At 71.0% G+C, this 11976-nt stretch carries 8 protein-coding genes; 4 read left to right on the top strand and 4 right to left on the bottom strand.

Features of this window, described 5'->3' with window-relative positions:
• The first annotated feature begins 121 nt into the window (after positions 1 to 121).
• On the top strand, positions 122 to 1159 hold the full coding sequence (locus ACFVYR_RS35195; RefSeq protein ID WP_384261724.1) for a glycosyltransferase family 2 protein: 1038 nt from the start codon (positions 122 to 124) through the stop codon (positions 1157 to 1159).
• A gap of 70 nt (positions 1160 to 1229) precedes the next feature.
• Here the strand turns inward: ACFVYR_RS35195 and ACFVYR_RS35190 are convergent, their stop codons facing one another.
• From ACFVYR_RS35190 to ACFVYR_RS35175, 4 genes are all read right to left on the bottom strand, one after another.
• A complete protein-coding gene (locus ACFVYR_RS35190; RefSeq protein WP_384261722.1) occupies positions 1230 to 2906 on the bottom strand; it encodes an LCP family protein in 1677 nt (558 codons plus the stop codon).
• Between the two features lie 87 nt (positions 2907 to 2993).
• On the bottom strand, positions 2994 to 4769 hold the full coding sequence (locus ACFVYR_RS35185) for an LCP family protein (protein WP_384261720.1): 1776 nt from the start codon (positions 4767 to 4769) through the stop codon (positions 2994 to 2996).
• 225 nt (positions 4770 to 4994) lie between these two features.
• Positions 4995 to 6359 (bottom strand): LCP family protein, encoded by a 1365-nt coding sequence (locus tag ACFVYR_RS35180; protein WP_384261717.1) that lies wholly within the window; start codon positions 6357 to 6359, stop codon positions 4995 to 4997.
• Between the two features lie 353 nt (positions 6360 to 6712).
• A complete protein-coding gene (locus ACFVYR_RS35175; RefSeq protein ID WP_384261715.1) occupies positions 6713 to 7471 on the bottom strand; it encodes a TIGR03089 family protein in 759 nt (252 codons plus the stop codon).
• 138 nt (positions 7472 to 7609) lie between these two features.
• Here ACFVYR_RS35175 and ACFVYR_RS35170 point away from each other — a divergent pair, with 138 nt between their 5' ends.
• From ACFVYR_RS35170 to ACFVYR_RS35160, 3 genes are all read left to right on the top strand, one after another.
• The gene (locus ACFVYR_RS35170) at positions 7610 to 9211 is read left to right on the top strand and encodes a peptidoglycan recognition protein (protein ID WP_384261712.1); all 1602 of its coding nucleotides are present in this window, start codon (positions 7610 to 7612) and stop codon (positions 9209 to 9211) included.
• A gap of 138 nt (positions 9212 to 9349) precedes the next feature.
• A complete protein-coding gene (locus ACFVYR_RS35165; RefSeq protein WP_384261710.1) occupies positions 9350 to 10432 on the top strand; it encodes a sugar phosphate nucleotidyltransferase in 1083 nt (360 codons plus the stop codon).
• A 236-nt stretch (positions 10433 to 10668) separates the two neighbouring features.
• Entirely contained in the window at positions 10669 to 11700 is a 1032-nt protein-coding gene (locus ACFVYR_RS35160; RefSeq protein ID WP_384261708.1) for a DNA-3-methyladenine glycosylase family protein, read from the top strand.
• Positions 11701 to 11976 lie beyond the last annotated feature (276 nt).

The following is an 11976-nucleotide window of genomic DNA, read 5'->3' as shown; positions in this document are numbered from 1 at the left end:
TAGACGGGCGGGCGGACGGGCCTGGGAACCCGAGAAAGGTAATGCCATACGAAATGCGGACCGGGGTAGCGACCCGGACGGCGCGCGTCCGTGTCCCCCATTCGCGGTAACGTGACGCGTGATGAACGCGAAGTCTGAGGCGCAGCCTCCAGCCGTATCCGTGATCATGCCCGTCCTCAACGAGGAGCGGCATCTGCGCGAGGCCGTGCACGCGATCCTGCAGCAGGAGTACGCGGGCGAGATGGAGGTCGTCGTCGCGCTCGGCCCCTCCACCGACCGCACGGACGAGATCGCCGCCGAGCTGGTCAGGGAAGACCCGAGGGTCCACACGGTCCCCAATCCGACGGGGCGTACGCCCGCGGCGCTGAACGCCGCCATCAAGGCGTCCCGTCACCCGATCGTGGTCCGCGTGGACGGCCACGCCGCGCTCTCGCCCGGCTACATCACGACCGCGGTCCGCCTCCTGGAGGAGACGGGCGCGATGAACGTCGGCGGCATCATGCACGCCGAGGGCCAGAACGCCTGGGAGCAGGCGGTCGCCGCCGCCATGACCTCGAAGATCGGCGTGGGCAACGCCGCCTTCCACACCGGCGGCGAGCCCCAGCAGGCCGAGACGGTCTACCTGGGCGTCTTCCGCCGCGAGGCCCTTGAACGGCAGGGCGGCTACAACGAGGAGTTCATCCGCGCCCAGGACTGGGAGCTGAACTTCCGCATCCGTGAGGCCGGCGGCCTGATCTGGTTCTCGCCCGAGCTGAAGGTCTCCTACCGCCCGCGCCCGAGCGTGAAGGCGCTGGCCAAGCAGTACAAGGACTACGGCCGCTGGCGGCACGTCGTCGCCCGCTACCACGAGGGCTCCATCAACCTGCGCTACCTCGCGCCGCCGACCGCGGTCTGCGCGATAGCCGTGGGCATCGTCGTGGGTGCGGCGCTCACGCCGTGGGGCTTCGTCATCCCGGGCGGCTACCTCGCGGCCATCGCCGCCGGGTCCGTCCCCGCGGGCAAGGGCCTGCCGCTCAAGGCGCGCCTGCAGATCCCGGTGGCGCTCGCGACCATGCACATGTCGTGGGGCTGGGGCTTCCTCACCAGCCCGCGCGCGCTGGCCAGGAAGGTCATCGCCTCGCGCCGCCCGGCCGTGCTGGGGGAGACCCAGGAGGCCTGAGCGCCCCGCATCCGTACGAACGGCCCGGCCCCACCTCAGCGGTGGAGCCGGGCCGTCGTCGTGAAAGCCGCTACCAGCTGAAGTTCGGGTCGACCTTCATGCACGCCTTCTTGTCGGAGCCACTGAGCGCGTCCGCGGAATCGGGCGTGCTGTCGTCCTTCTTCTTCGGCTTGGGCGGCATGTCGCCCTCGCGCCAGTCCGCGCCGACGACGAGCGTCACGCCGGAGACGTCCGTCGACTTCTTCGCCGAGCTCAGCGGCAGGCCCAGGGCCTTGGCGACCCGCTGGGCGTCGCCCTCCAGTTCCTTGCTGGGGTAGCGCACGACCGTCTTCTTCTCGGTCAGCGCGGCCGACGCGTCCGGGGCCGCCTTCGTGAAGCCCTTGCCGGCCAGGAGCTGCGCCACCGTGTTGGCCCGGCCGCTGACCGGGGGTTCGACGTCGGTACGCGTGCCGTTCTGGACCTGCACCGCGATCTTGTCGTCCGCGGCGGCCGGGTCGTCGGACGGCTTCTCCTTGGCCGGCTTCTTGTGGCCCTTGCCGTCCAGCGGGATGTCGTCGCGGACGAGGCGGAAGAGCTGCTCGGCGTCGCCGGGCTTGGGCACGACGCGCTCACCGGCGTACTCGAACGGCATGGTCGTCATCGTCGTGCGTGACGGAGAGACCTTCTTCAGCTCGTTGCCGAGGTCGTACAGCTTCACGAGGTCGCCGAGCCCGTTGTCGACCTTCAGCGCCCTCGTCGCCTTGTCGGCGAGCTTGCGCAGCTTGTTGGGGCTGCTGAGGCCGGTGTTCTCGCGGAGCTTGCGGACCAGCGCGTTCATGTACATGTGCTGGGCCTTGGCGCGGCTGATGTCGGTGCCGCCCTCGAAGCCGTACCGGGTGCGCAGCCACTGCAGGGCCTGCTTGCCCTCGACTTCCGTGGTGCCCTTCTTCAGCTTCAGGCCCGAGCCGTGGCCCTGGCTGTCGCGCGAGTGGATGTTCCTGTCCACACAGACGGGTACGCCGCCGATGGCGTCCGCCATGGAGACCACGCCCGAGAAGTCGACCATCATGAAGTGGTCGATGTGGATGTTGGTGAGCTTCTCCCAGGTGGCGACCGTGCAGCCGGGGCCACCGCGGCCGAGGGACTCGTTGGTCATGTACCGCGGGCCGGTCTGCGGGTAGACCTTGCCGTCGTCGGGGTCGGTGCACTTGGGAATCTGCAGCAGCGTGTCGCGGGGCATGCTGACGACCGACATGTTGGAGCGGTCGGCCGAGAGGTGCAGCAGCATCTGCACGTCAGCGAGCGGCGGCGAGCCGAAGGTTTCCTTGGCGCCGCCGAGCTTCTGGTTCGCCTTGGAGTCGCGGGCGTCCGAGCCGATGAGGAGGATGTTCAGCGGGGTCTGACCTGCGGCGTTGGGGGTGGGCGCGGGGGCCCGGTGCTCGCCGAGGTTCAGGTCGTCCGTCTCGATATTGCCGTTGAGGTACTGGTAGTAGAGGTATCCGGCGCCGGCCGTCCCGAGTATCAGTACCGAGAGGATCGTCGCCGACCAGCGCAGTACGCGGCGTTTGCGACGTGGCGCTCGCGCGCCGCCGCGCGTGCCGCGGCCCCCGCGCCGGTGCCGGGCGTCGGACTTCGCGGCTTCGCCGTCGGCGTGCGCGGAGTCCTCGGGGCCCGCCTCGCCGTCGTGCGCGCCGCCGTCCCAGCCGTGATCACTGGCGTGCGGAGCGCGTCGTCGCGCCCCCTCCTTACGCACGCTGTTCTGCCTCATCCCCAGCCCCTCCCCGCCCCTGTTCCTGAAGTGCGGCCGCACCGCGGCGCCTTGGCGCATTGTTAGACGCAGAACGACCGCTTCAGGTCACTTGGCACACACAGTCTTGTCCGCTTCGACTTTCTTGATGTCCTTCGGTGCCTTCGACGAGGCATCAATGGGCACCCCCGCGCCCTTGAAGTCGCCGCCGAGCGTCAGCTTGACGGCCGGCAGACCCTGTGCGTTCTTCTCGCTCTTGCCCTGCTTCAGGGCGGATCCGGGCAGACCCATGATGTCGGCGAGCCGACGTGCCTGGTCCGCCTCCGCCGCCCCGTACTCGAGCGTCGTCTTCTTGAGCTCCGCGGGCGCGTTCCCCAGCTGGCTGGACTTGAGCACGCCCTCGTCGTTCTGCAGCCAGGTGAGCGTCGTCTGCGCGGCGCCGGTCTTGCCGCTGCCGTTGTAGATGTCGACGCGCACCTCGGAGGCGTCGGCCTTGGGACCCTTGAGGCGGGCGGCCACCGCGGCCTTCTCCTTCTTCTCCTTCTTCTTCACCTCGGTCAGCGACTGGTCGGCGCGCATCAGCGCGAAGAGCTGCTCGGCCTTGGACCGGTCGGGCACGACCGTGACCGGCGTCTTCTCGGCGGGGTTGTCGACCACCGGCACCGTGGTGAAGCTCAGGTTCTTCATGTCGAGCTTGCCGAGCTCCATGCCGAGGTCCTTGAGCTTCATTATGTCGGCGATCTTGGAGTCGACGGTGAGGGCCTCGGTGCCCGCCTCCGCGAGCTTGACCATCTTCGTCGGGCTGGTGAGGGTGTCGCTGGACTTCAGCTTGCGCATCAGGGAGCTGAGGAACTGCTGCTGGAGCTCGATCCGGCTCAGGTCGCCGCCATTGCCCACGGTGTGGCGGGTGCGGACGAACGCCAGCGCCTTCTCGCCCTCGACCACGTGCTTGCCCTTGGGCAGCTTCAGATGCGACTTGGGGTCGTCGATGTCCTTGGCGAGACAGACCTCCACGCCGCCGACCGCGCTGGAGAGCGTCTTGACCGCGTTGAAGTCGGCCACCATGAAGTGGTCGGGCGTGATGCCGGTGATCGCCTTGACCGTACGCATCGTGCAGCTCGGCGTGCGGTCGTACTGGCCGAGGCTTTCGTTGAAGCGGACCTTCTGCGAGCCCTGGATGTTCTTGGTGCTGCCGTCCTTCTGCTTCGTCGGGCAGACCGGGATGTCGACGATCATGTCGCGCGGGATGCTCAACGCGGTCGCGTTCGTGCGGTCCTTGGAGACGTGCAGCAGGATCGTTGTATCGGCGTGGCCGACGCTGCCCTCGTCCCCGTACCCCTCGTTGCCGTCACCGCTGCGCTTGTCGGTGCCCATCACCAGGATGTTGATGGCCCGGTCCTTGCTGAAGCCGCCGGTGCCCGCGCCGTCATCGTCTATCGACGTGATGTTGTCGTTGAGGTGCTGGTAGTAGAGGTAGCCGCCGGTGCAGCCCGCGACGAGCAGGAAGGCGAGCGTGCCGCCCGTCCAGATCATCACCTTCTTGCCCTTGGACTTGCGCGGCTTCTGCTTGCGCCGCCCGCCCGGGACCACTTCCGGTTCCTTGACGCGCCGCCGGCGCTGCCCCGGCACCTCGCGGCGCTCGTCGCGCCCGTCCTGCCGGGAACCTTGCCGGGAACCCTGACGGGGTCCCTCGCGCGCGTCCTCACGGCCCAGCCCCGGACGGCCACGGCCGCCCCTGCGGGGTGAGGAGCCACGCGGCTTCGGCACCGTCGACTGCTCTGCGGAAGGGCTCAGTCGCAGTTCGTAATCACCGGTATCCGGGTTGAGCACCCACTGGTCTGCGGGGTCGATGTTCTCCGCCCGCCCACGGCCTTGCGCGTCCACGGTTGTTTGCGTCCTCCGTCGGGGCCACGCGGCGCCTTACCCCCCTCAGAAGGCGCTCGGTCAGTCGTTCCAGCGGTGCGTGGCCGAGATGGCCCGGCGCACCGGATCGCTCACACTATCCGCCCAGTTCAGCGTCGAACGACGCCGGTGACAAATTCCACTCCCCTACAACTGGGCAATCCGCCCTATTTCTTTGTGGGGGGCACTCTTCCCTTGGGGATCGCTTTACTTACAGGTGGATCCGGCGGCCGTGTTGCCCCGGAATGTGGGCACGGGCGACGGGGTGGGGCCGGGGTCGTCCGGCTTCTCGTCACTCCATCCCTCACCGGCTCCGTCGTACTCCTCCTCGGCAGGGGACTGCTCTTCGGGAGAGGCCCCTTCCTCTCGGGCAGCCCCTTCTTCGCGAGAGGCCCCTTCCTCTTCCTCGGACGACGAGTTCCGGCGCGCCTGTTCCTCGCCGGGTCCTGCTTGCTGTGACCGCCGCGGGTCCACCACGACCGGACTGTCCGTGCGCAGCCGGGAGAAGAGCTGGTCCGCCGCGGGCTCCACGAGTTCGTCGCGGTTGGCGTCGTAGGTGTACGACTGCCGGGGGACCGTGAGGAACTGCACCCGGTCCGTGGGGATATCGCGCATGCCACGCACCAGTTCGTACAAACCCCGCAGACTGGCGAGTCCGGGGTCGGTGGTCAGTGAAGAGGTCGCCGCGTCGAGAACGGGATAGAGCTTCGTCGGATTCAGCAGGACGTCATTGCTCTGCACCTTGTTGACGAGCGCGCCGAGGAACCCCTGCTGGCGGTCGATCCGGTCGGTGTCGCTGCCGTCGCCGAGGCTCTTTCGCGCGCGTACGTAACCCAGCGCCTGTTCGCCGTCGAGGCTCCGCAGGCCCGGGTCGAGCTTCACGCGGGCGTCGGTGTCGTCGATCGGATTCCGAATGCAGACCTGCACGCCGTCGACCGCGTCGACCATGTCCTTGAAGCCCGCGAAGTCCACGACCATGTGGTGGTCGACGCGGATCTTGGTCAGCTTCTCGACGGTACGGATCGTGCAGGCCGTACCGCCGAGCTCGAAAGCCGAGTTGAACTGGGTGAGTTGCGACTCCGTCCGCGAGCCATCCTGCCTTCGGCAGTCCGGCACCTCCACCATCAGGTCGCGCGGGATCGACACCGCCGTCGCGCTCTGCCGGTCGGCCGCCAAGTGCAGCAGGATCGTGGTGTCCGAGCGCTGGGTGCCGGGGTCCTTGCCGTACTCGCGGTTGCCCGGTCCCGCGCGGGTGTCGGAGCCGAGGAGCAGGATGTTCTGGGCGCCCCGCACCAGCGCGGTCGGCCGCTCCTTCTCGAAGCGCGCCAGCTCGGCGGCCGCGTCGGTGTCCTCGGTGATGTTCCCGTTCAGCTTCTGGTACGCCGCCCAGCCCGCGCCGCCCGCACCGAGCACCAGGACGGCCCCGCCGAGCGCGGCGTACCGCAGCCAGCGGCGCCGGCGCCGGACGACACCCGTACCGGTGGGACTCGCACCCGACCCGGGCCCGAACGTGCCCTTCGGCTCGGGCGAGGCGCCCCCCGCCCCGGAAGACGTGCCTGCGGTCTCGGTCACGTGAGCGTCCACCCCTCATGGCTACGTCGGTCCGTCCGTTACCCGTACCTAAGACCATGACCCGCCACGGCACGCCTGGCCTCCGGTCCGGGTCACGGGTGCGCCGAACGGGGGAGGAGGGGGGTGGTTCGGGGGAGGGGGGAGAGGGCTGGGGGTGGGGGCACTGAACGGGAGCCGAGCCCCGCCTCCCTCAGGGGTGCAGGGCGCTGAACGGGAGGCCGAGCCCCGCCTCCCTCAGGGGCGCGGGGAACTGCGCGCTCAGCCACGACGGCCCGCACCGAAAAGCACGCCCCACCCCCCATCCCCCCCATCCCCCCCATCCCCCCACCGCCCAAGGCCCCCGGCCAGACCCCTCACCGCAGAGTGAGACTCACCTTCTCCTCCACGACCCGCCTCTCCAGCCGACCGTCAGACCCAGACCCCTCCTCCAAATGACGGCAAAGCACCACAGATCCCCCCACCGCCAACGCCCCGTAAAGCCCCGCACTCAGCCCCTGCCACGTGTCGTACGGCAACCCGGACAGCACCCGGCTCCCCGCACCGACGCCGAGCCGCCCCGCATCCGCCCGAGCCCGCTCGACGACCTCCGCCCCGGTCAGCTCCTCACCCTCCACCACGAGGGCGACCTCGTCCGGGTCGACCGGAGCGAAGGGAGTGAACCGGTCCCCCTGCCCCGGCACTTCGACCGCGTAGTCCGTGAAACCGGCCGGTGGCTGCGGAAAGCGTCCGCCGAGCGGCCGCAGCGCGAGCGCCACCCGCTCGCCGGAGCAGCCCCGCGCGGCGTCCAGCGAGTCAGGACCGCTCACGACGAGATCGGCGGACGCCGGGTCGCCGCCCACGTCGGCGACGACTCCCACCGACGAACAGGCCAGCAGCCACACGGCCGTCTGCCAGTGCGCGGGCAGCAGCAGCACGGCCCGGTCACCGGGCTCGGCCGCGAGATCTCCCTGGAGCAGATTGGCGGTCTTGGCCACCCAATTGGCGAAGGTGGCCACGGACAATTCCACGCGTTCACCGGTGGCGTCGTCGTAGAAGGTGACAAGGGGGCGGGCCGGGTCCGAGGCGAGCGCGGATCGCAGCAGGTCGGCAGGGGTGCGGTCATTGGCGTTCACGGGCGCAAGGGTACGCGGGCGCCCGCCCGGCCCCCCGGCGTGGCGGCGAAGTGCGGCACCCGGATCGCCCGCTCAGGGCCGACGACCCGTCAGTTCCCCAATGGACAGATATGTACCGGTATGCCAACTATCAGCTGTATGCGTGGATTCCTTGCTTCCTCGATCGGCGTCACGTGCGCGGCCGCTCTGGCCCTGCCCCTCACTCTGCAGGCGTCCGGCGCCCGAGCCGCAGCGCCCGACGGACCGCCGTCCGCCGGGTCCGCCACGGAGGCGGTCCCCGGCAGCACCCAGTCCCTACCGCTCGCCCCACTCGCCTCCGACCGCTCGCTCGGCCCCGCCGGGGTGAGCGAACAAGGCCTGACCCGACGCGATGTGCACCCCTTCTCCCTGGTGGGCGTCGTCTGGAACGACCCCGACGCCGAACTGAACGGCACGGTCCAGGTCCGCACCCGCGCGACCGGCACCGCCGCCTGGTCCGGCTGGCAGTACGTCGAGACGCACAACCACGAACACGCCCCCGACCCCGACGACGCCGAGCGCGGCGCCGGCACGGTCCGCGGCTCCACCGCGCCGCTCTGGGTCGGCGCCTCGGACGGCGTCGAGATCCGCGTACGGCCGGAGCGGCCCGCGGCCCGGCCCGCCGCGGCCCCGCTCCCCGAGGGCCTGCGCCTCGAACTGGTGGACCCGGGCGACGAGCCCCCGCCGCAGAGCGCACAGACCGACCCGGAGCGCTCCACAGCACCGGCCGCGAAACCCCCCGCCTCCGCGGCTTCCTCCGCCACCGCCTCCGCCGAATCCTCAGCCTCTGCCGAATTCCCCGCCTCCGCCGAATCCTCAGCCTCTGCCAAATCCCCCGCCTCCGCCGAATCCCCGGCCTCCGCCGAGGCTCCCGCCTCCGAGGCCTCCCCCCTCTCCGCGGCCGCCCCCGTCTCCGGAATGACGGCCGCCTCGGACGCCACCGCCGCCTCCGCGGCCTCCGCCTCGGACGCCACCGCCGCCAACGCCGCCTCCGCGGCGAACGCCGATCTCGCGCCGATCGGCGCCACCGTCATTCCCGAACTGACGAAGCAGCAGACGGAGGACGAGCTGATCGCGGCCCGCGGCGGCCCGGAAGTGGCAGGTCAGGAACGGCCCTACGTCGGCCCGCGCCCGCGCATCGTCACGCGCAAGGGCTGGGGCGCCGACGAGGGGCTCCGCGAGAAGAACTTCGCGTACACCAAAACCGTGAAGGCCGCCTTCCTGCACCACAGCGCGTCCGGCAACAACTACCGCTGCTCACAGGCCCCGTCGGTGCTGCGCGGCATCTACCGCTACCACGTCAGGAGCAGCGGCTGGCGCGACTTCGGCTACAACTTCGCGGTCGACAAGTGCGGAACCATCTACGAGGGCCGTGCCGGAGGTGTGGCCAAGCCGGTCCTCGGGGCCCACACTCTCGGGTTCAACAGCAAGAGCATGGGCATCGCCGTCCTCGGCTCGTACAACACCGTCAGCCCGCCGAAGGCGGCCGTGCGAGCCGTCGCCCGGCTGACCGCGTGGAAGCTCGGCCTGTTCGGTGTGAACCCGCGCGGTACTACGCACCTGAAGTCCGGCGGTGGCAATCTCTTCAAGAAGGGCACGAAGGTCCGGTTCCACGTGATCTCCGGGCACCGGGACGGATTCGCCACCCAGTGCCCCGGCAACCGCCTGTACAAGAAGCTCGGCAAAACCCGGACCTCGGCCGCCCGCTACCAGGGCCGCTGAGTCCCGGGCCGCCGAGTCCCGACGCACCACCCGAACCACCCGAACCGCCCGAACCGCCCGATCTGCACATCCGTCTGCATACACTGGCCGGCCGAAACTCAAAGTTCGGCCGGCCCCAGCAGGAAGCAGAGACGACAGGTGACAGAAGCGATCCTCCTGGTCGGCGGCAAGGGGACCCGGCTGCGGCCCCTCACGGTCAACACCCCCAAACCGATGGTCCCGGCGGCAGGCGTCCCGTTCCTCACCCACCAGCTCGCGCGGGCCCGCGCCGCAGGCGTCGACCACATCGTCCTCGCCACCTCCTACCTCGCCGAGGTCTTCGAGCCGTACTTCGGCGACGGCTCGGCGCTCGGCCTGCACATCGAGTACGTCACCGAGACCGAGCCACTCGGCACCGGCGGCGCCATCCGCAACGTGGCCCCGCACCTGCGCTCGGCCCCCGACGAGCCCGTCCTGATCTTCAACGGCGACATCCTCACGGGCCTGGACATCCGCGCCCTGGTCGCCACGCACGAGGAGTCCGGCGCCGACGTCTCCCTGCACCTCACCAAGGTCGACGACCCGCGCGCGTACGGCCTGGTCCCCACCGATCCGACCGGCAGGGTCACGGCCTTCCTGGAGAAGCCGCAGACCCCCGAGGAGATCGTCACCGACCAGATCAACGCGGGCGCGTACGTCTTCCGCCGCTCGGTCATCGACACGATCCCCGCGGGCCGCCCCGTCTCCGTCGAACGCGAGACCTTCCCCGACCTCCTCGCCTCCGGCGCCCACCTCCAGGGCATGGTCGACTCGACGTACTGGCTGGACCTGGGCACGCCCCAGGCGTTCGTACGGGGCTCCGCCGACCTGGTCCTCGGCCGCGCCCCCTCCCCGGCGGTCCCGGGCCGGTGCGGCGAGAGCCTGACCCTGCCCAGCGCCACCGTGGCCGCCGACGCCAAGCTCACCGGCGGCACGGTGATCGGCGAGCACGCCCGCATCGGCGAGGGCGCGCGCATCTGCGGCAGCACGGTCCTGTCCGGCGCGATCATCGAACCGGGCACGGTCATCACGGACTCCCTGATCGGCGAGGGCGCGCGGATCGGCGCCCGCTCGGCGCTCTCGGGGGCGGTGATCGGCGACGGCGCGACGGTCGGCGCCGACAACGAGCTGCGCGAGGGCGTACGAGTCTGGTGCGAGGCCACGTTGCCGGCGGGGGCGGTGCGGTTCTCGTCGGACCAGTAATGCTCGGATCTCCCTCGGACCAGTAGTGACCGGGCGTCCCGGTTCTGCCCGGGCCGGTAGTGGGCGGGCGTCCCGGTTCTGCCTGGGCCGGTAGTGGGCGGGCGTCCCGGTTCTGCCTGGGCCGGTAGCGTCTGGCGCCCCGGCTCTTCCTGGGCCAGTAGCGCCCTGGCGCCCGGTTCCTCCCGGACTGACCGACCGCGTCCCGGGGGGCCCACCCGTCGCCTACCCTCGTACAGATGTCCTCCCGTTTCGCCCCGCGCCCCACCCGCACCACCGTGCGCGGTGGCGAAACGGCCGTACCGGCGGGCGTCCCGCGCGCTGCGTCCGAGGCCTCCCGTTCCCATACCCCCGCCCCCACCCCTGCCCGCACCCGTACGTGGAAGCCGCCCTTCCCCCTGGACCTCGCCCTGACCCTCGGCCCGCTGCGCCGGGGCCCGGCCGACCCCGCCTTCCGGGTGACCCCCGACGGTGCGATCTGGCGCACGAGCCGTACGCCGGAAGGCCCGGGAACGCTCCGGGTGACCGCCCGCTCCGGGACGGTGGAGGCGACGGCGTGGGGCCCGGGAGCGGACTGGTTCCTGTCCCGGCTCCCCGTCCTCCTGGGCGAGTCGGACGACCCTTCGCTCTTCGTCCCGCGCCACCGCCTGGTCGCCGCGACGGCGCACCGCCGCCCCGGCCTCCGGCTGGCCCGTACGGGTCTGGTCCTGGAGTCCCTGATCCCGTCGATCCTGGAACAGAAGATCACCGCGGACGAGGCCTACCGGGCCTGGCGCCTCCTGCTCCGCACGTTCGGCGAGCCCGCGCCCGGCCCCACGCCTCCTCACATGTACGTGATGCCGGCGCCCCGTACCTGGGCCCTGATCCCCTCCTGGGAGTGGCACAAGGCGGGCGTGGACAACAAGCGGGCGTCCACGATCCTGCGCGCGGTCGCGAGGGCGTCCCGTCTTGAGGAGGCGGCGACGATGGCGCCCGTGGACGCGCAGGCCCGCCTGGAAGTGATCCCCGGCATCGGCCCCTGGACGTCCGCGGAAACGGTCCAGCGCAGCAATGGTGCGCCCGATGCGGTGACGGTCGGCGATCTCCACCTTCCCGGCATCATCGGGCACGCCCTCGCGGACGACCGTGACGCGGACGACACGGAGATGCTGAGGCTTCTGGCGCCGTACGCGGGGCAGCGGCACCGGGCGACGCGCCTGCTCCTCCTGAGCGGCCGCGTGCCGCTCCGCCGGGCTCCCCGAATGAGAAAAACGAACATCGCGACGTGGTGAACGCGGCGGGGTCCGCTGCGGGTACGCGGTGACCGTTCGCGCAGTTCCCCGCGCCCCTGCACCACCCCCGCGCCCCTGTCGGCTGCGGCTACCCGATGGTTGCTCGCGCAGTTCCCCGCGCCCCTAGGGGTGGCCCCGCCTCGTTGTCCGCTGCGGGTGCGCGGTGGTTGGTCGCGCAGTTCCTCGCGCCCCTAATGCCCCCGGCTCGTCGCTAACCACCACCCGCGGACGAACGACGGACGGAAACCCCCTCCAAGGGGCGCGGGGAACTGCGCG

The sequence above is a fragment of the Streptomyces sp. NPDC058284 genome (genome assembly GCF_042881135.1).
Lineage (GTDB): Bacteria > Actinomycetota > Actinomycetes > Streptomycetales > Streptomycetaceae > Streptomyces.
This window is presented reverse-complemented; position numbering and strand designations above follow the sequence as displayed.

Bases quoted from the DNA above. Each gene is read 5' to 3' on its own strand.
- ACFVYR_RS35195 (WP_384261724.1), top strand. From the start codon at position 122: ATGAACGCGAAGTCTGAGGCGCAGCCTCCAGCCGTATCCGTGATCATG.
- ACFVYR_RS35190 (WP_384261722.1), bottom strand. From the start codon at position 2,906: ATGAGGCAGAACAGCGTGCGTAAGGAGGGGGCGCGACGACGCGCTCCG.
- ACFVYR_RS35170 (WP_384261712.1), top strand. From the start codon at position 7,610: ATGCGTGGATTCCTTGCTTCCTCGATCGGCGTCACGTGCGCGGCCGCT.
- ACFVYR_RS35160 (WP_384261708.1), top strand. From the start codon at position 10,669: ATGTCCTCCCGTTTCGCCCCGCGCCCCACCCGCACCACCGTGCGCGGT.